The organism is Termitidicoccus mucosus (assembly GCF_038725785.1).
Lineage (GTDB): Bacteria > Verrucomicrobiota > Verrucomicrobiia > Opitutales > Opitutaceae > Termitidicoccus > Termitidicoccus mucosus.
The window spans coordinates 4,771,647-4,789,954 of the sequence record NZ_CP109796.1; the positions used below are offsets into that span (position 1 = coordinate 4,771,647).

The 18,308-nt window shown below is 56.2% G+C and carries 18 protein-coding genes and 1 pseudogene; 8 read left to right on the plus strand and 11 right to left on the minus strand.

What is annotated here, in order from left to right; genetic code table 11:
• Positions 1-5 precede the first annotated feature (5 nt).
• The 4 genes from sfsA to OH491_RS16640 form a co-directional block, all read right to left on the minus strand.
• Positions 6-713, minus strand: a complete 708-nt coding sequence (gene sfsA / locus OH491_RS16625) for a DNA/RNA nuclease SfsA (protein WP_342750604.1) — start codon at positions 711-713, stop codon at positions 6-8.
• Between the two features lie 159 nt (positions 714-872).
• Positions 873-1,283: an antitoxin Xre/MbcA/ParS toxin-binding domain-containing protein gene (locus OH491_RS16630; protein ID WP_068770462.1), complete on the minus strand. Its 411-nt coding sequence runs from the start codon at positions 1,281-1,283 to the stop codon at positions 873-875.
• A gap of 38 nt (positions 1,284-1,321) precedes the next feature.
• On the minus strand, positions 1,322-1,927 hold the full coding sequence (locus tag OH491_RS16635; protein ID WP_068770461.1) for an RES family NAD+ phosphorylase: 606 nt from the start codon (positions 1,925-1,927) through the stop codon (positions 1,322-1,324).
• A 168-nt stretch (positions 1,928-2,095) separates the two neighbouring features.
• Positions 2,096-2,362: a hypothetical protein gene (locus tag OH491_RS16640; RefSeq protein ID WP_068770460.1), complete on the minus strand. Its 267-nt coding sequence runs from the start codon at positions 2,360-2,362 to the stop codon at positions 2,096-2,098.
• Positions 2,363-2,423: 61 nt separating this feature from the next.
• Here OH491_RS16640 and OH491_RS16645 point away from each other — a divergent pair, with 61 nt between their 5' ends.
• From OH491_RS16645 to OH491_RS16670, 6 genes are all read left to right on the plus strand, one after another.
• Entirely contained in the window at positions 2,424-2,879 is a 456-nt protein-coding gene (locus OH491_RS16645; protein ID WP_068770459.1) for a hypothetical protein, read from the plus strand.
• 5 nt (positions 2,880-2,884) lie between these two features.
• Positions 2,885-3,934: a TrbI/VirB10 family protein gene (locus OH491_RS16650; RefSeq protein ID WP_068770458.1), complete on the plus strand. Its 1,050-nt coding sequence runs from the start codon at positions 2,885-2,887 to the stop codon at positions 3,932-3,934.
• On the plus strand, positions 3,921-4,436 hold the full coding sequence (locus OH491_RS16655; RefSeq protein ID WP_068770457.1) for a hypothetical protein: 516 nt from the start codon (positions 3,921-3,923) through the stop codon (positions 4,434-4,436). The genes OH491_RS16650 and OH491_RS16655 overlap by 14 nt, the downstream gene beginning before the upstream one ends.
• On the plus strand, positions 4,433-4,717 hold the full coding sequence (locus OH491_RS16660) for a hypothetical protein (protein WP_068770456.1): 285 nt from the start codon (positions 4,433-4,435) through the stop codon (positions 4,715-4,717). Before OH491_RS16655 ends, OH491_RS16660 begins: the two co-directional genes overlap by 4 nt.
• Before the next feature lie 93 nt (positions 4,718-4,810).
• Positions 4,811-5,188, plus strand: coding sequence for a hypothetical protein (locus OH491_RS16665; protein WP_068770455.1), 378 nt, complete (start codon positions 4,811-4,813; stop codon positions 5,186-5,188).
• Positions 5,189-5,276: 88 nt separating this feature from the next.
• Positions 5,277-6,236, plus strand: a complete 960-nt coding sequence (locus OH491_RS16670; RefSeq protein ID WP_342750605.1) for a hypothetical protein — start codon at positions 5,277-5,279, stop codon at positions 6,234-6,236.
• A gap of 41 nt (positions 6,237-6,277) precedes the next feature.
• On the opposite strand, the gene OH491_RS16675 is transcribed toward OH491_RS16670, so the two are convergent.
• The 4 genes from OH491_RS16675 to OH491_RS16690 all read right to left on the minus strand — a co-directional run bounded on the left by OH491_RS16675 (position 6,278) and on the right by OH491_RS16690 (position 10,002).
• Positions 6,278-7,414: a hypothetical protein gene (locus OH491_RS16675; protein ID WP_342750606.1), complete on the minus strand. Its 1,137-nt coding sequence runs from the start codon at positions 7,412-7,414 to the stop codon at positions 6,278-6,280.
• 818 nt (positions 7,415-8,232) lie between these two features.
• Entirely contained in the window at positions 8,233-9,042 is an 810-nt protein-coding gene (locus tag OH491_RS16680) for a hypothetical protein (RefSeq protein WP_342750607.1), read from the minus strand.
• Positions 9,043-9,154: 112 nt separating this feature from the next.
• A complete protein-coding gene (locus OH491_RS16685) occupies positions 9,155-9,565 on the minus strand; it encodes a hypothetical protein (protein ID WP_342750608.1) in 411 nt (136 codons plus the stop codon).
• Positions 9,566-9,576: 11 nt separating this feature from the next.
• Positions 9,577-10,002: a hypothetical protein gene (locus OH491_RS16690; protein WP_068770454.1), complete on the minus strand. Its 426-nt coding sequence runs from the start codon at positions 10,000-10,002 to the stop codon at positions 9,577-9,579.
• A 713-nt stretch (positions 10,003-10,715) separates the two neighbouring features.
• On the opposite strand from OH491_RS16690, the pseudogene OH491_RS16700 reads away from it, so the two are divergent.
• A pseudogene (locus tag OH491_RS16700) lies at positions 10,716-11,839 on the plus strand (IS110 family transposase).
• A 432-nt stretch (positions 11,840-12,271) separates the two neighbouring features.
• Here the strand turns inward: OH491_RS16700 and OH491_RS16705 are convergent.
• Positions 12,272-12,871, minus strand: coding sequence for a hypothetical protein (locus OH491_RS16705; RefSeq protein WP_068770451.1), 600 nt, complete (start codon positions 12,869-12,871; stop codon positions 12,272-12,274).
• A 114-nt stretch (positions 12,872-12,985) separates the two neighbouring features.
• The gene (locus OH491_RS16710; protein ID WP_145928797.1) at positions 12,986-13,510 is read right to left on the minus strand and encodes a hypothetical protein; all 525 of its coding nucleotides are present in this window, start codon (positions 13,508-13,510) and stop codon (positions 12,986-12,988) included.
• Between the two features lie 547 nt (positions 13,511-14,057).
• Between OH491_RS16710 and OH491_RS16715 the strand changes: the two genes are divergently transcribed.
• Positions 14,058-15,437 (plus strand): integron integrase, encoded by a 1,380-nt coding sequence (locus OH491_RS16715; RefSeq protein WP_334319313.1) that lies wholly within the window; start codon positions 14,058-14,060, stop codon positions 15,435-15,437.
• 58 nt (positions 15,438-15,495) lie between these two features.
• Here OH491_RS16715 and tnpC read toward each other — a convergent pair whose 3' ends face one another.
• Positions 15,496-18,147: an IS66 family transposase gene (gene tnpC, locus OH491_RS16720; protein WP_342750611.1), complete on the minus strand. Its 2,652-nt coding sequence runs from the start codon at positions 18,145-18,147 to the stop codon at positions 15,496-15,498.
• Positions 18,148-18,308 lie beyond the last annotated feature (161 nt).

Here is an 18,308-nt window from a genome sequence, read left to right on the forward strand (position 1 = left end):
TTGCATTAGTATTTCACGGGTATTACTGTCGGGAAACCAAATCCAGCTTTCGTGATATTGTGCTTAACGGCTATAATTTCTACCCCCTCAACAAGGGCTCGATTGAATGCGTAATTAAATTCTGGATCACAGTTTTTATTTATTCTCATTTCATTTACATCACCGCGTTGAATTAAGAAAAACAATATGGCACGATGGCCGTTATTGGCTTCAGTAATCAATTCCTGCAGTTGCTTGATTGTCCTAGGGCTTTTGGAGTCAGGAAACTGAACAGAGCGATCTTGAACGATAATTGCACTTTTTATTTCAATATAACAACGCTTCTTCCCATCCTTCAGAAGAAAATCCAATCGAATTCCCGACTCTCCTTTGGGCTCTTTTTTTAAGATATCATATTGGAATAGTCCAGGGATTAACCTCCTTCGCAAAGAAAGCTCAACCAATAGGTTTGAGATATGAGTATCTGTTCCTACCCAAGTCGGACCTACTTTTATGGCACGCCAAGTATATTTTCTTTTTCTGATTAAGCTAGAACTATCCCAGACTAAAACGGGGGCTTCATTTACTTCGCAGCCTTTAAGTGCCCCTGGGTTAGCGCAATAAATCAAGCATCTTGATCCATTTTTTAATTCTATTTCGACTAAAAAGCGCTGCGGTCGATTAAGGAATTTCGCCTGAATTAGAGGCTTGGGAAATGGAAGGAATACCCTCAATATATTTTATGCTTAAAATTAAATGCTGGACTGAATCTGGCAGGACTACAAGCACTGGAGCAAAAATGAGGGCGACTTAAGCATTCTCTGTTTTAATAGCTAATTCCACCATAGGGTGCTTCAGAATCGAGTCTGATAACTCTCTCGTGGTAACGGGTGTTACCCTGGCTGCCCTGATTCGAGATCGTAGAGCATACGCCAGATACGGTCGATTTCTCCACGCTCCACCACTTGAAGAGGAGTCGAGCCGTCGAAGGCGGTGTTGGGCTGCTTCAACCAGCGGCCAACCTGAGCGGGTTCCATCACGCGGGCCAAGCCGTCGAGCAAACGATCCATTTCCACGAGGGCTTTTTCCTGTTTGAGTGAGGGAGCCTCACCTTGGCCCCATTTTGCCACCGAACGAGGCGAGAAGCCCGTCAAGCGGACCAGCATCGGTTGAGGGAGATGAAAGGTGTCACGGTAGAGTTGCAGCAGGCTGGCGTAGTCGCGAGCGCCCCGATGGCTGAAACGGAACGTCCCAAACGCGGGATGCGCCGTGATGCTCTTTTTGGTCTTGGTGACAGTTGCCATAAATTATGCCTGCAATAAAACCTGCAATTTTGCAGTTGTCAAGTGCGCATTGTCACGCCGAGACGGGCAAGTTTGTCGCCCTCCACCACTGCCAGCCGGTCGGCTTGGTGTGCCTTGGTAAACACCACGACATTGATGCCGCGAGAAACCGCCGCCGACCTGACTAGCAATCCGCTTGCGCCGGCCGCCGCTGCGGCTCGTCCAATGGTTTGAGAAAGGCTTTCCTGTCCCGCACGCTGAAGTTTCCTCCAGTCCTCGGCTGAAAGTTCCTTCAACGTAATGCCCAACTGTCGGCGGATGGCGGGATCGGTGAGATCGAGCAGCCGGGAAAGCCGCGCCTCAATGGCGACCAACAATCGTAGGGCCTTGGTAACGACGCCGTAGTAACGGTCGTTCGCCTTGCATTCTTCCAAGGCGGTTGTGTCTGTCGTGCTGCCATAGAGCACATTGATGCCGGGCGAATTCCAACGCCCGCCATGCTGGCTTGCTCCCTTTCCGCTGAGCACGTCTTTCGCCGTGGGGAAATCCACCGTCTGGAAACGAAAAAATGCACCGGACCACGGCTTCAGCCAGTTGGGATGCGCGCTGAGGATTGCGCATAGCTCCTCAAACTGAGGATTGGGCTGGATACGATTGCTTTTCATGGAGTGACCAAGCACATATGCGGGCCGGTTTAATTCTCATGACGGTGTCAACCGGGCGAGTCGAATTTGTAGGCGTGCCCCAGCTGCCGTTGGTCGCGTCCGGGCCGGTCTGCATCCAAGATCGGCCCATAAGAGGCGGCGTTTTATGAGCCGCCTCGTGGCTGATCCTCACAGCCACCGGTGCTTGAGCGCGTAGCCGTCGCCGTGGAGGAGACTCGACAGGCGGTAGGTCACGTCGAAGCCAACGTCTAGGCCACACCCGTCGATGCGCAACGCCTCGCGCCGTCGGTCGTAGGTCAATCCCAGCGCCCTCGCGGCGGTCCAGGTGAAGCGCAGCGGTTCATTGTCCACGATGACGTGGATGTCGATCAGCCGGGACATCCCGGATGGGCTTACCCGGCGCAGGATCGTCAGCACCGTGATGCCCGGTTTCATGTATTTGCGGAGTTCCGCAATGGCTTCCTGGCGGTCCTGCTCCTTGCGGGAGACACGGCCCTTGTGCGCGACCTTGACGCCGGAGGTGTTGCTGGGCCTGCTCGACCGCGCGAAAAGTTTTCGTCTGGTCGCCGACCAATACCCGGAGGCGGTGCAGCAAATCGAACACGCCGCGCCGGGTGACGTGACGCTCTACAGAGACTTTCGCATTACGGTCGAAGAGGTTTTCCGCTTCGACCCGGAGGACACCCTTGTTTTCAAGCTCCGCTTGGAAAATGCCGGCGAGTCGGAGGTCGTTTATCAACCGCAACGGCTGGCCGCCCGCGTCGGCCAGAATGTCTATCATGCGTCCATCACCGATGCGTCCGGCATCATCCCGCCGCAGGCGTCGGCGACCGGCTACTTTGCGATCACCGGCACGCCCAACGGTGGGCGGGCCAACATCAGTATTAAAAACCGTTTCAGCATCATCGTTCCCCGCGTGGAGCGGGACGTGAAACTGATCCTCCCGGAGTAGCCTCTATGAAGACGACCCTCTGGACCTTCCTCAAATCTCCCTCGGGCAATCTGGTCTTCTTCGCCGGAGTGATAGCCATCGGCGGCGTGATGGTATTTCGCTCCTACGCGCGGGACCGGGCGCGGGCCGAACAGATGTCCCGCATCGAGGAAACGTCACCCGAGGTCGGTCGGCAATCCATCCTGCGCGACGGAGCCCCGCTTAAGGTGCCGGCGCTGTTCACACCGCCGAAACGTGAGGAGGCGCCGCCGGAGGCTGAATCGCGCCCGCGCGCGGCACGGGAGCGGACGGGCGGGCAGTTGGGCGGCAAGCAAGTGCTGCCGATCAGCCTGTTCACCGCCTCCGGCGGCGCGGAGGCATCGGAGCTGTCCAAAACTTACGCGCCCTATGGTCGGCTGATTCCCTGCGAAACCGTCGTCACCCTCGAATCTTCCCGGCTGGAAACGCCGGTCATCGGCCTGGTGACGGAGGATGTCTGGCATCAGGGCCGGCTTATCATTCCGGCCGGCGCGGAGGTTCACGGGCGCGCGTCGCTCGACCGCTCGCGCGAGCGTATCGCGGTGGCCGGAAAATGGGTCGTGGTCTGGCGCGATGGCAGTCCGCTCAACGGCACGGAGTTGGTTTTGAGCGGCATCGCCTTGGACCGTCAGCGCGATGACGTGACGGGGGAGTTTGGGCTGCGGGACGGCTCGGCCGGCCTGGTCGGGCAACTCATCCGGTCGGACAACTGGCAGGAGGTAAAACTGTTTGCGTCCACCTTCCTCGCAGGCATGGCGAGCGGCTTGCAGGAAATGCGGAATCAAAACACGGCCTACGGCGACGTGCCGGTGCCGGTCGCGTCCGGCAAAAACGCGGCGCTCCAAGGCACGGCGGATGTGCTCAATCTCTACGCCCGGCAAATCCAGGAAGTGATCGCGCGGGACGGCTTCTATGTCCGCGTGCCGGCCGGAAAACAATTTTACCTCTACGTGACCGAAACCGTCGATCAGGCGAAGGGAGCGAGGGGCAACGTCCGCAACGAAGAAATCTGGAGGAACGAACATGCGAAGAACTGACCTTATAGCCGGGTGCGTCGCCGCGCTGCTGCTCGGCGCGGGCTGCGCCACCTCGAAGAAAAAGCCGTCCGTGGCGGAAGCTCCGCCGCCGGTCCCGGTGGCCGGGACCGATCTGGACCAGCACAACGTCGAAAAGATCCGCACGGGCGAAACGCTCAAGGCGTATCCCATCGGCCGCTACGTCGATCCGGGAGACCCGAACGTGATGCACGAGTCGCATGTCGTGTATCGCAAGGAGTCGGGAGCAAACTGGAACCTGGCGCCCAATGCGCCGACGGTGGTTCCGCTCGGCCCGGTGCTCGCGGTGTCGGACGGGGCGACTCAACCCAACCCGCTCCCTGCGGAGTTGGAGCAAAAAGTCGCCGAGCAAAACCAGCTCATGGCCGCTCTTATCGAGCAAAACGAGGCGCTGGCCGCCGAGCTTACGAAACTGAGCAAGGAACTTACCGATCTGCGACGGAGGGCAGTCGATAACTCCAAGACAGAGGAGGCCCGACCATGACTCCGCCAACCACCGCCATCCTCAAAGATGAAAAGACGGTCGCCATGTTTGAAGAGCTGGTCGCCCGGTTGCAGGAAAACTACGTGATAGCCGACCAGGACATTCGTCGTCGTTACGGCGACAGCCCCGGTGTGGTGGCGCTGATGCTCTTTTGCCTGATGGCACCGCGTCCGTCCCATATCCGGTCGGGATTTGAAAGGGCGATCCTGGAGCTGACGCGGGACGATCCCATCACGCCCAATGAGGATGATTACTTCGATGAAGACTCACTCGCAGAGTAAAACCTTTGGACGATTTCCGTCCAAACGAGGTCAAATGCCATTGGCGACCAGCCGCCTCGTCAAATTGATGGCTGGGGAAAACAAGGAGGCATTATGCCGTTAAAACAACAGATCGCCGCAAAACAGGCGAAGGAAAAGCCCACGCTTCGTCGCAATCCGGAAGTCGATGCCAAGATCGACGAATTCATCCGGACCAACCCGAAGATTCACGAGTATTACATGGGCCTCACCAAGGAGGAACTCGTCCGCAAGGCGATACTCGCGAAGGTGCAGCGGAGTGAATACTCCAACCAGCGCAATGAGGCTATTGCCGCTTGGGTGGAGGAGCATCCAGACCTGAAAGCCAAGATCGAGGAACGCATTAAAAGCGTCCCTGCCGAGAGGCGTCAGCGCGCCTTCATTACGATGGCTCGCACCGAAGCCGTGAAGGAAACGCTCAAGGCGTCACAAGGTCAGGGTATCCGGGCCTGACACCCTCGTGGGCAAGTCGGCGGCGGGGGTTTCGGCTCCCGCCGCTTTCTTATTGGCTGTCATCAGAGGATAGCTTAAAGCCTTAATCATGAAAAAACTAGAGTCGTATCTCACCGGAATTGTTGTGGATGGCAAACGGGACATCGCTCGGAATATTTCATATTATGAAGATCCGATTTGTGGGATATATGGTATCGGCTCATTTGCGCAAAGTGCTTTGGATGGCGATGCTTGGAAAAAACGTCGAGTGGCATGTGTGCTTGCGCAACTGCGTATTCGCGGGCTCACTCAACCGGTCTTGATTTTATCAAGACGCCCGGAAACAACTCCAGCCGATATGGCGGCATGGTCGTATTATTCAGTGGACGAATTGGTTCAGCTTTGGCCAGACACCCCGGTGGAGCTTTTGGAGGAAAGCCTGATGAATCTTTCATTCCAGATCACTCATCCATCGGAACTTGTTAGAGTTTCTCCGCAAGACTGTTGGAGGGTATATTCGCACGATAGTGCGTCTGCCGGTTATGTTTTAGATCAACTATGTGACTTGGGCTTTCTGAAATATGTCGATGCCGACCCCTCCACATCCTATTCTACGCGTAGATTTTCTATTCAGGCAAAAGGTTGGGACAAACTAACGAAGATGCGTTCCGCTGCGGGATCTGCTCGGAATCAGGCATTCGTTGCCATGTGGTTTTCCGAAGAGATGGCAGATTTTTTCGAACAGGGAATCCGCCCTGCCATTGAGCATGATGGCACAAAATGTGTCCGGATAGATATGCAGGAGCATAATAATAAAATATGCGATGAGATCATTGCCGAAATACGTCGTAGTCGTTATGTCATCGCCGATTTCACCGGCAACCGCGGCGGGGTCTATTTCGAAGCTGGATTTGCCTACGGCCTGTCACTTCCCGTTATTTGGACGGTGCATTCTGACCACTTGGCTCACGTGCATTTCGACACCCGGCAGTATAACCATATCGTCTATTCGACCCCAGAGGAGTTACGGGTTCGATTAAAAAATAGAATTAAAGCTACTGTAATCTAGGTGTTCAAGCCTCTAGGTCGGATGAACCTATATCAGGCGTGCTATTGAAGTCCATGCCACTGCATGGAGTTCTTCATGCCTTTTATCCACTGTGGCCTGCCAATTGAGCTGAGGTGGTTGTTGTCTTTGGTCAAATCTTCCAAAGTTATCTTCTCGAAAATCACTTTATTCTGCGCCAAGGAATGTCCTTGGAAAAGCGACTGAGCGCGCCTCTTCAAGTCCTCCGATTGCGGATCGAAAAATGTGATTTTCCGGAGTGAAAGATTTTCTTGAAAGCCGGCAGCCAATAAATATTTGAAATGTGTATCCGTAGGTGGGATAGAGAACCCAATGACGACTACGCGAGTTGCGTCTTGAAGGGCCTGTATTGATTCGTCCCATATGGCGGACAAATGACTGCCAAAAATCTTTCTCCACGTGGGCGCGATCAGCTCGGGAACTCGATTGGCATCTCGCACATCCGAGTATGAATGAAATGCTCGGGGCCTTCTCCTTTTATTTTTCTCCGCAGACATTTCACCTCTCGCCCAATTAACCGAACCGTGCAGCTTGAGGACGCTGATTTTGGATTGCTCTACACTGGTGATTTTCGAAATGCCTAGGTGATAGTCGTAGTCCAGTCCTAGATCACTTAATGACTCCTCCAGAATCGTATCGTAATTAAAGGATATGAAGGTGTTTCGTCCTTTGACTTTTCCGTCGGCACACATACCTAATAATTGAGCTATATGATACGAGTACTCATTTATGCGGTAGTGGTTATTCCCTTGGGCAGGGTAGGCCTTTAGCCATTTTTCGGATTTGGCCCAAGAGCATCCTTCGTAGCTGATGAGCGTATGCTCTTGCGTCTTCGTAATGCGGGAATAATCAAGCGTCGCGGCAATAGCTATACGGATAGAATTACTAAGGCTTCTTGATTTACTGGATGCTAAACTGAAAAGTTCTTCTATGTTTTCTAAGTCTAAGTTAACCCAGTAGGCAGCCGACGATGCAGACCGCCTAAACTCCAAGACTGCTTGGACTGCCTCGGCTTCACGCTTGCGGCGCTCGGAAATCAACCAAGGATAGCTATCCCTCATCCTCGTAAGAAAATTGGATACCAGCGGCATGTTGGCGCGAGCAGAGAAGCCGGCGCCAAGAATGTAGACGTTATGGTCGTTTTCGATCTTAAAGGGCATGTGGAGATAGGCTGTTGCTTGAGGAGCTTACGCGCTACCGAATTTTATCAGCAACAGGCTGCTAACGCAAGTAGCTATAAGAATGCGCATGGGGATAGCATCAGAATTGTCTCTGATGCTCCGCGTGATGACAGAGAATGCAGAGAGATTCCAAATCCGACTCCAGCTCACTACCTGTGCGGGCATAGGTTAAATGATGCACATGTTGGGCGGGATTGAGGCAACGTTGGCACTTATGGCCGTCCCGCGTTAGGATCCGCTCGCGAAGAGCTCTCCATTTGCTAGATTCCAAATAGTCAGTGTAGCGTCTCCACCAGCCACCGTGATCCCAAGCATGCCTTGCCTTGATTTCTCCTGAATGAAAGGCACGCGCGTCGTAATAAGCCGACTCAGCAGTGCGATCCCAGTTTTCAACATGATTTCCATTTGCTTGATACGCTCTTACCGTATCGTGTTTTAATTGGGTCGGCTGTAAAGGTGCTCCACAGTCTGGGCACTGTAACCTGTAATAGATAGAGCCGTTTGGTTTGACCCCCTTCGTTCGTGGCTGCGCGTTCGCATGCTGGCAGGGCATACGACTCGCCATTTCGGAGCAAAAGAGTGCAAAATCAAAAGGACGTCGATTTACTTGCATATCTAGAGTAGGAGTGAACCTTCCTGAAGAGCACGGATATGCATGACAAACGTATGACGAAAGTCTGCACTTGCATTCCTTTTAAAGCCGATCAATGGTTTTCCTGTTAGCACTTAACTGAATCATAACTGCGAGGTTGTGCATCCAATTGAAATCCACGGCTCACGTCAAAAGTGAGCCATGCCTACTGCTGGCGCGGAGGCTGCGCAGCAGCATCCGTGACAGCTGTAGGCATTGGCTCTACTGCCTTGTTAGGCTCATTTTTCTTTATTCCGTCATATATGGCCGATGCAATCAATGAGCCTAAGATACCCAATACCAGTGCGAAAAAAGCAGAAGCCGCAAGAGCCAAGATCGGCTGCCTCTTGACCCAATCGGTAATCCTATAATACAATCTCTTCTTAATTCTTTTTATTTCCTTCGAAAAAGTCTCGATGGTTTCTTTGCTTACGCGATCCTCGCCGGCCCCGACGCGACAACTTTCACATAAAATTGGCCTATCACTCGAGAAGACAATGTCCGTCTTGATTCCGGTCATGTCGAATATGCACCCCTTAGTCTCGTGATGCGCCAGAGTAGCCAACTCGCTAATCGGCGGGAGGAATCCTTTTCGCAGGCGGATCATGGTGCTGTTATACAGCATCCTAAGCACGAGATTCTCGACCGGAATATTGTGCGAGCGTAAGACCTCTGTCACCTCAAAAAGGGAAACGCACCCTACATTTCTGGATATCCTGCGAAAATAATAATTGGCCTCGAGTGGGACATTAAGGATGTAGATCGTAAAATCGGCTCCGCTTGCAGCTACAGCTCGTTCGCTAAGTCCTTCATCCGAGTAACCCCAATGCTCTAGGTCGCAATCGCCGTTCAGTGGGAATGTATCGATCTTCTTTTCGTAGATCTCCCAGAGTTCAGAACGCCAAGCGAGTAAGGCCGAAGTGTCGAGATCCGGAGCCTTGTGGCCCAGAATTCGGACGGCGATTTTTAGTTTCATATATTTTTCTGCCTAACGTCCAATAGGGCCATGACTATGGCCGGCGCAGAGCATGCGAAAGCATGATCTGTGACGGGCATGGGCATTGGCTCCATCGCTTTGTTAGGCTCATTTATCTTTCAACTAGCTTGAACCTTCGGCTGTCGTAGTAGAATAATGTGAACTCCACATCGCCGCGCGGGAGTGCTAATATCAAATCTAAAGGTTCCCTGAAATATCCTGATCCTGAATCATCTTTAAGGTCAAAAACCGGTTCCGCCAAAACATCGACAACAATTACAGGCTCATCATATTCGGGGCTGTTTCGGTTCTTTAGCCCATCCTTCCATGAGACAATATCGCCTCGCTTAAATTCGCTCTTCGTCCAAAAGGATTGATTCAACTCCTTGAGCCTTTGAATCTGCGCCGGGTAATCCTTCGCCGCTGTTTTCTTTTGAAGGACCTTGGTCACTCGCTCTAGAAGTGCCTCGTAGTCTGCCTGACTGAGCTTTTCCTTGGGGCTGGTGATGATTTCTGAGTTCATAAGTAAAAATGTTATTTTTGTCTTTTTGTGCTTTTCTGGACTTCAGGCTCTTTTATAGAGTCTGTGTCCGTTTGATTATTGGTCTTGGTGAGGAAGCTGGCCATCAGGGTAATACATGCATCTTGGGCCTTTTTCTCAAATCGTTCTTCAATCTTTGACATCTGGTCCTTGAGGGATGTTTCGATGTCTTGCTTCAATTTAGCTTGGGCCTCTGCTGCGTCGCTTCTCCTGACGCCATCAAGGAACAAGTAGGCGATAAGAATAGCAATCAGAGTCGCCTGCACGCTGCAGGCGATAGGCAGGATGTAATCGTGCCAATAGTTCGCCTTCGACTTATCGAAGTGCGGGTCAAAATATAAATACGATAGCGTTATTACGATAAGTAGCAACGTATTGATCACGGCGAGAAGCATCTTTGTGTGATTACGGTGCTCCATGTTGATGGTTATGGTTTGGGTTCATGTGCCGAAAGGGTGCTGGCTTGTTTTTTCTGCCTAACGCTAAAGGTGAGCCGCGCGACTGCGAACAAAAAATGACGCCCCGGTTGCGTGTAAAAGCACCGAACAACGCGACGTCAGTCGCGTTGGCTCTGGCGCATGGTTCGGCGTATTTTTTATGGGGCGATACCGTGATGCTCTCGCACGAACTTCTTTAGAGCATCGAGCGACGCTAATTGATCATCGGGCAACTGGACTTCGCAGCAAAACCAGCCAGCCATATAGCTTCTGGTGCCGTCGCTCATCGCGAACCATGTGCCACCCATGTCACCTGTGCGATGATGCGACCGAAACCAATACCGCGATGATGAGCCGTCCCGCATGTGAATCACGCCTGCCTCCGTGCCATCATCAAGAATCGCCCTCTGAACGTAGGAGTTGTATGCTGCCTCAAGGTGCAAGCTTTCCGGCACAACACGCTCGGATATTCGACGAATTGATTCCTTCGCCGGGAATCGTGCGCATGACGCCGAAAGTGCTATAAAAGTAAGAACGACTAATCGCATCATTTTTTGCCGAGACATTATAGCTGCGGATGAGCGCAGGCAGTGAAAGAAGGCGCTTGTCCCCTAGGCGTGGGTTGCCCGTGAGGAGCGGGCCGGGCCACAAGGCTGAAGGACAAACCATAACAACCTGGAAACGAGGACAAGCGCATGAAAAAAACACAACACTATGTGGGCCTGGATGTCCACAAGGATACGATCATGATCGCGGTGGCCGACGGCGGCCGCGAGGGCGAGGTTCGCCTCTACGGACAGGTCAGCAGCGACCTGCACGCGGTGGAGCGTGCGTTGAGGAAGGTCGGAGCCGACGGCGGGGAGCTGCACGTGGCCTACGAGGCGGGGCCGACTGGCTACGTGCTCTACCGGCGGCTGCGGCAGTTGGGCATCGACTGCGTGGTGGTGGCGCCGTCGAGGACGCCGGTGGACAAGGGCAACCGCCGCAAGACCGACCGGCGCGACGCACAGATGCTGGCCCGGTTGCACCGGGCCGGGAGCTGACCGCGGTGCACGTGCCGGAGGCGGTGGATGAGGCCATCCGGGATCTCACGCGAGCCCGGGCGGATGCGGTGCGGGACCTGACGCGCGCGCGACAGCGGCTCAAGTCGTTCCTGTTGCGACACGGCTACCGTTACTCGGGCAAGGCCAACTGGAGCGAGGCGCACCGCCGCTACCTGCGGGAGCTGGAGCTGCCGGCGCCCTCATTGAAGGCGGTGCTGGAGGAGTATCTGCTGGCGGTCACCCAGTGCGAGGAGCGGGTGTCGCGGCTCGAGCAGTTGCTGGGCTTGCAGGCGCCGTTGTGGCGGCTGTATCCGGCGGTGGAGGCGCTCATGACGATCCGGGGCTTCCAACTGGTGGCCGCGGCGGTGCTGGTGGCGGAGTTGGGAGACGTGAGGAGGTTCGCGCATCCACGCGAACTGATGGCGTTCCTCGGGCTGGTGCCCAAGGAGGAGAGCACCGGAGAGAGCCGCAGGCTCGGCTCGATCACCAAGGCGGGCAACGCGCACGCCCGATGGATATTGATCGAGACGGTGCAGCACGCCTGGCTGCCGCCCAAAGTATCCGCGCAGCTGTCCAAACGGCAGGAAGGGCAGCCGGCGGCACGGCGGGAACTGTCGTGGAAGATCCAGGTCAGGCTGCACAAACGCGCCTGGCACCTGAGCCGGCGCGGGGTGATGAAGCCAAAGGTGACCGTCGCGCTGGCCCGGGAGATGGCCGGCTTTGCCTGGGCGATGTTGCAGACGGCGGACTGGCCGGCGATGACCAGGGCGGCCTGAGGGCGGGCGCGGGCGGCAGGGATGTTCTTTGAGAACCGCCGTTTGGCGGCACCAGTCAGGGACCGGGCGGCCGGCCCATGCATGTTGACGTTAGGGGCAGCGGGCACGGAGCGATCCGCCCGCCACGCACGAGCCTAGAGCATGCGGGCAAGACGCACCAATGCACTGTCGGTAACCAACCCGCGAAGATCAGCACGATCACGGTGAAAACCAGGATCACGCACCCAACCCACGCACGCGTTTATCCCATAATCGACCGGTCCCTGTCCTGTGCCTCCGGCGGCGGCAGTTTATATAAACACAAATCCCAGGCGAAAAACTGGGGACTGGCTTTGCTTTTTTGGGCTTGTATATTCGCAGCTAGATCAACGTTTAAGCTCAGCCACGCCGGTTTACCGGCGTTGGCTGTGGCGGTTGGTTGGCCCTCTTTCGTCATTTCCAGAATCTCCACCACGGTTTCGGCTTGGCGGACGGGGCAGGAACATCCCAGCTCGAAAAATCAGGGCCGGTGAGAAACTCACGGGAATCTAAATCGAAGGAAAACGGTTCCTCTTCGCCCTCGTAGCCGACAACAGCAGTCCCGGACAATACGCGCCCATCGACGCGCAAGCCGTGAATATCATCGATAGACACCCGCTTGCTCGCCCAAACCTCGTGCCCCCCTTCGATGATTCGAAGCCGAACATCTGCGGCAATGAAGTGATTTCTCTTCGAATCGTAAGCGATATCCTGGACAAAGGCATCGATATGCTGGTTCAGAAGCTGACGACGCGTCGCATCAACGAGGTAAGCTGCCCCGCCAGCGACTACCATGAAACGATCCGGCTCAACGGCCTTCGTAACGCGCATCGACGTCGAAACACCGCATCCAAACTTCCCGATCCATTCCGCAGCGCCATCGCGATCACTAAAACGCACCCAAAGCGTATTTCCGCGATCGGAGCCGAATAGAACCTCTTCGAAGGCACCAGACGGCGGCTTCTCGTAGATAATCTCGGCGTTCTCTATCGAAACTGTCGTATCACTAGTCATCTTCTGGCCAACGATGAAGCTCAGACACCGAGCCAGTGACGATTGAAAACGGAAACTCTGTCGAAAACGGAAACCATAACCGAGGTTGTCTGTAGCGCTTGGTTCGGCTGCTTCTCATCTGATCTCCAGGATTACGTCAGTTAGCATCCACTGGCTCTCAATCAGTTCGAATACCGCAACCACAGGCTTCCCGTCGTCGCCAATTGTGGTGATCGACACCCTTGTGGGCGCCGACTGAAGCGATCGAATCTCTCCAAACTCACTCCGCTCCTTGAGATCGTCCTTTCCCATACCTCCGTGCAAGAGACGTCGAATTCCGGCAATATCGTCACAATAACCTTCAAGAGACAGCTTAACAACGGTCGCTGCATTCCAGAGATCAGGATGCTGTCGGATATATTCTTCACTCGGGATATCCTTCCTCCCGAGGAGTGACCACCACCTGATCTCCCAGTTTGATCTCAAACGATCATAGCGAACATACTTCCGTGAAGACTTGTTGTCGTTTTGGGCGATACATCGCTCAATTCCAGCAGCGACGGGTGCCAGAAAATCCGGCAACTCAGCTCCGTTCGCTGGGAATGCCACGCACGTGATCGAAAATATCACAGCGAAGACCCTGTAGATGCGTAAGTTCATTCGTTTTATCCTGTCTTGCCGAACGCTAACGGTGAGCCGCGCGACTGCGAACAAAAAATGACGCCTCGGCTGCGTGTAAAAGCATCGAACAACGCGACGTCAGTCGCGTTGGCTCTGGCGCATGGTTCGGCTTCTTATTCATACCGGCTCCTCGGCTGTGCAGTCCCAATCTCAGTGATGTAGTTTCGAACCACACTTCCGCATTTTCTACACAGGCCTTCGATAACGATCCTTCCGTCTTCTTCGAATTCATTAGGCTCGCACATGCCAAGATCCGCTTCTTCGCAGGTGTCGCACCAAGAATCTTCGGTGAGCATTTGCTGCTCAGCGGGTGGACGTGCCGAAAAATTAAACGGCTTCTTCATTTTTGCCGAACAGTGTTATTAGGCCAAACTGGCCGTGGGTTGTAGAAGGGGAAACATGGCAGGGATGTTTGCCTTATCATTTTGATTGTCAATACCGGGGCCTTTGAAATTTGGTTTTTGAATTTGGCTTTTTGGGGTGCGGCGATCAATCTCGTCAAAATCATTTTTCCGGAAGCTTTTTCATGAACAATCCCACCAATCCGGCAGCGGGCGGTTTCTTCCGCGATGAGGCGCGCGCGGTTTCGTTTCCACATTGGAAGGCTGTTTTACGGGAAGAGGCGTTTCCGCCCGAAACGATGGTTTTTTACGAGCGGGCGGTGCTGTCGTTTTTACATTTTTGCAAGGCACGGCGTTGCGGGGCGTCGGTTCGCGTGGTGCGAGCATATTTGGCGGAGACGCGCATTGCGGAGACTGAGAGGGAGGCGTTGCGGTGGTTTTTCAGGAGGGCGGTCGGGGTGGCACCCCGGACTGGCGGCAATGACTTGGGCGACGCGGACAGGCCGCGCAATCGGCCCAGTCGTGAGACGGGAACACCCGTCCCCGCTTTTCACCGGCGGGAGGTTCCGGCCGCCCAGATGGAGCCTCCGCCGGGCGCGGCGGACCTGGGGCGCGCGGACTGGGAGAGGGATCTGATCGTGGCCGCAAGGGGGGCGCATCTGGCGTGGCGCACGGAGACGACTTACCGGGAGTGGGCGGCGCGGTTCGTGGTGTTTTTGAAGGGGAGGCCGCCACGGGAGGCGCGCGGGGAGGATGTGGCGGAATTTTTATCGAGGCTGGCAGTGGAGTCGCGGCTGAGTCCGGTTTCGCAGAAGCAGGCGTTGAATGCGCTGGTGTTCTTTCTGGAAAAGGGACTGGGGCGGGTGCTGGGAAAGATAGGCTTTCAGCGGGCGGCGGCGAAAAGGCGGGCGCCGGTGGTGCTGTCGAGGAAGGAGTGCGCGCGTCTGTTCGGGCAGTTGGAGGGGACGTGGTCGTTAATGGCGGAATTGATGTATGGGACGGGAGTGCGGTTGATGGAGCTGTTGCGCCTGCGGGTGCAGCATGTGGATTTGGAGCGCGGGGCGTTGATCGTGAACGGGGGCAAGGGCGACAAGGACCGGGTGACGGTGCTGCCGGCGGTGTTGAGGGAACGGCTGGAGGATCATTTGAAGAGGCTGAAGCGGCTGTGGCGGGAGGATCGGGCCGAAGGGGCGCCGGGGGTATGGCTGCCGGAGGGGCTGGGGCGCAAGTATGCGGGGGCGGGCGAGCGCTGGGAGTGGCAGTGGCTGTTTCCGTCGCGCGGGTTGAGCCGCGACCCGGTGAGCGGTGTGAGGCGGCGGCATCATGTGACGGATAGCGCGTTCCAACTGGCGTTGAAGAAGGCGGCGGACGCGGCGGATTTGAACAAACGGGTATCGCCGCATGTGCTGCGGCACTCGTTTGCGACGCATTTGCTGGAGGGCGGCGCGGATATCCGGACGGTGCAGGAGTTGCTGGGCCACGCGAAGGTGGAAACGACGCAGATTTATACGCACGTGATGCGCAGGCCGGGCCTTGGGGTGCGCTCACCGTTGGACACGAGTTGATGCAGTGAAGACAGGTTTTTCGTGACTGTCGTGTAATATAATTTGCCCTGAAGGAGCTTCAGCGTGGTGTGGCAAAGCGATGGATGTCCTGTTCGCCGGAACGCAGGAAATCCAGAAACTTCACGCCCTGATATTTGCAGGTCTCGCACACGCTCAGTAAAACCAGGTATTCCCGCAGGCCCTTTTCCGAGGTCACGCCGTTGATGACCTGCCGCAGCAGGGCAAAGGCTTTGATCGCGTGTTCCGCGTTGTTGTTGTTCCAAGGCACGCCGTCATGGTGCAGGAAGGTGAACAACTCCCCCCGCTCCCGCGCGAAGCGTTCCCGGTATTTTTTTAAAACCGCGGAGCCCGGCGGCGCGAGGTCCAGCCGCCGGTAAAAACGATCAACCGCCCGACGGTGTTTTTTGAGAAAACGCACCTTCAGTCCACGACGCTCGACCGTCACGATCATCGGTCTGACCAAGTCCGCAAAATCCCGGCCCACGCGCTTCAGTTCCTCATCGTAGGGGTGCTTGTATAAATCGTCGTTCAGGTCGCGCAAAAAATGGATGAGGCAGCGCTGCTTGGGACACTCAAGGGCGTCGTAGCCGGAATAAAAGTCCGTCACCAGCACGCCCTGAAAATTTTTAAGAAAATCCCGCAGCCATTCGCTTTCGCGATTTTGGGTATAAACATAGGCCACCGTATCCAGACTGGCAAAAACCCAGACGCAGCCCTGGCAGCCCGCCACGCTGACCTTGGTTTCATCGACATGCAGCAGGCCGCCGTGCCGCAAGCGCCGCAGGAGCAATTCGTAGGTCGCGGCATAGACCTGCGCGGCCTTGATCTTGAAACGGCTCGCGCTCCCCTGCGCCAGCGGCAGGCCGAACAGTTCGTCGAGGCTGCGGTCGATCATTTCCTGCGACAGGCGCAGCTCGATGTTCTGGTAAACCGCATAGGCCATCAACGCCGGGCCGAACTTGCCGTCCGGCAGGCCCGCAGCCGGCGGGCGAAACACCCGCCGGCAATGCCGGCACTCATGGCGGTGATAATGATAATGCACCACCCAGCGCCGCAAGCCGCCGCGGGTGAATTTCAGGTCGTAAACCGTCCTGCTTGCCCGGTCATATTTGCGCAGGCTGGAAAGCCCGCAATGCGGGCACTGCGTCGGCGCCGCGCATTGGACACGCCGGTTCACCGGCACGTCTCTTATGGAACCGGCGGGGACTTTTATCAGGGCGCGCCGCAACCGGCGGTCGGATTTCACATAGACCTTTTCCCTTTGGTAGTCCCAGTAAGCGGCCTGGTTGATGGTCGCCAGTTCGGGGAAGAAAAACCGGTTGCGCTTGAACCCATAGGGATTCTCCCGCTTCAGGCCCGCCGCATCGACCACGTCGGGAGGCAGCGTCGCCGCCAGGTCAAGTATCCGCTGCGTCACTACTTCCAGCGCGGCGCAATCGTCCGCATTGTAGGCGATCAGATTGCGCCGCTCGCGCTCGGACGAAGCCGGGGCGCGGGACCACGTTTCCCGCCACACCACGGACTGCACCCCCGAAGCCTCCGGCACCGACCAGCTGAAGCCGAGATACTGGGCGATCTCCTTGAGGCCGTTGGAAAAGGTCGGGAAATAAATCCGGGCAAAGATCACGGAAACCAGGTTCAGCGCCGACTCCATGGCGCCGGCCGCCGGCGAGCCCGGCTCCGGTTCTCCGTGACGCGCCCGCATCCGTTTCAAAAAACTGGTCTCGTAGCTCCCGTAATGGATCAGCACCGGGCGCTCGACGGTATTCAAAACGGCCAGAAACTCCCGCCAGATTTTTTCTTCGGCCCGGTCGGTGTCCGCCCACAGGCTGTGCTGTCGCGCCGCCGCCCCGCTGCCGATGCGCAAACCGATGAGATAGTAACAATCGCGGTCCGGCAGCCCCTCGACATCCAGATAGACCGGCGTGCCCTCTATCTTCAATTCCGGCCGGCCCACCAGATGAATCTTCCGCTCCCGGATGGCCAGGGCCTTGAGCGCGTGATGATATTTTTCCGCCCTGCCCTGCAACCACCGGGGTTTGCGGCGGGGCTGAAAAGTGTGGGAAAGCTGGGTGACGGTGAAGATGCCCTTGCCGCGCAGTCGCTGGCGTTCCCGCTCGCCCATGCCGGCCAGCAAGCTGAGGCTGTCCTGCTCCACCGCCTTTTGCCGGCAATGCCTTTGGAATCCACACTCGGCGCAGTGTCGATTCAGGACCAACTCGGGCGAAGCGGTGCCGGACAGCAAAACCGCCATTTGTCCGATGCGCCTGCGCACTTCGCCGGCCAGTTCGGCGATCCTGACCTTTTTCACCGCATAATCGTCACCATACACCAGTTTGCCGTGCGTGGACGTGCACCTGCCCTTTCCGGTCAGGGCAAGAGCATCGAACCCCAGCAGCAGGCTTTCGTCCCTGCCCGGCTTGTTGAGGAAATGAAACCGGACGGGCACGGCCTGCGCCGGGCTGCCCCGGCCTGCGGAAGGGATGTGCTCCACGGCATCGAGGCGCGATTCGAACCTGTGTCCGGTGCGGTCATCCACGGTCTGCGCCACCACTTCCGTCTCCGCCCCGGATGCCAGCCGGCCCGCTCCCCCGGCCCGGTAAGCTGCTGCCCTTTCCTGAAACCAACGGGCGTAAGGATTGTCCTCGACCGTCGTGGTCTGAGACCGCAGCCAGCACTTGACCGGGCACTTCAGAAAGGCGGCGAACAAATCCGCCGTGATTTGCGTTTCCGACCCAACGCGTTGGGCGGCATCCCCCTCTATTTTCCCCTCAAGCATGGGGCAGGATGACGGGAGCCGGCCATGGGGCAAGGCAGTGCGCCCGTTTGAAAAATTTTTGCAGAGGATGCAGCAAAAGCAGGGACATACAG

Bases quoted from the DNA above. Each gene is read 5' to 3' on its own strand.
- OH491_RS16705 (WP_068770451.1), bottom strand. From the start codon at position 12,871: ATGACTAGTGATACGACAGTTTCGATAGAGAACGCCGAGATTATCTAC.
- OH491_RS16680 (WP_342750607.1), bottom strand. From the start codon at position 9,042: ATGAAACTAAAAATCGCCGTCCGAATTCTGGGCCACAAGGCTCCGGAT.
- OH491_RS16650 (WP_068770458.1), top strand. From the start codon at position 2,885: ATGAAGACGACCCTCTGGACCTTCCTCAAATCTCCCTCGGGCAATCTG.
- OH491_RS16670 (WP_342750605.1), top strand. From the start codon at position 5,277: ATGAAAAAACTAGAGTCGTATCTCACCGGAATTGTTGTGGATGGCAAA.
- OH491_RS16675 (WP_342750606.1), bottom strand. From the start codon at position 7,414: ATGCCCTTTAAGATCGAAAACGACCATAACGTCTACATTCTTGGCGCC.
- OH491_RS16660 (WP_068770456.1), top strand. From the start codon at position 4,433: ATGACTCCGCCAACCACCGCCATCCTCAAAGATGAAAAGACGGTCGCC.
- OH491_RS16640 (WP_068770460.1), bottom strand. From the start codon at position 2,362: ATGAAACCGGGCATCACGGTGCTGACGATCCTGCGCCGGGTAAGCCCA.
- OH491_RS16685 (WP_342750608.1), bottom strand. From the start codon at position 9,565: ATGAACTCAGAAATCATCACCAGCCCCAAGGAAAAGCTCAGTCAGGCA.
- OH491_RS16635 (WP_068770461.1), bottom strand. From the start codon at position 1,927: ATGAAAAGCAATCGTATCCAGCCCAATCCTCAGTTTGAGGAGCTATGC.
- OH491_RS16690 (WP_068770454.1), bottom strand. From the start codon at position 10,002: ATGGAGCACCGTAATCACACAAAGATGCTTCTCGCCGTGATCAATACG.
- OH491_RS16715 (WP_334319313.1), top strand. From the start codon at position 14,058: ATGAACAATCCCACCAATCCGGCAGCGGGCGGTTTCTTCCGCGATGAG.
- OH491_RS16665 (WP_068770455.1), top strand. From the start codon at position 4,811: ATGCCGTTAAAACAACAGATCGCCGCAAAACAGGCGAAGGAAAAGCCC.
- OH491_RS16630 (WP_068770462.1), bottom strand. From the start codon at position 1,283: ATGGCAACTGTCACCAAGACCAAAAAGAGCATCACGGCGCATCCCGCG.
- OH491_RS16655 (WP_068770457.1), top strand. From the start codon at position 3,921: ATGCGAAGAACTGACCTTATAGCCGGGTGCGTCGCCGCGCTGCTGCTC.
- OH491_RS16710 (WP_145928797.1), bottom strand. From the start codon at position 13,510: ATGAACTTACGCATCTACAGGGTCTTCGCTGTGATATTTTCGATCACG.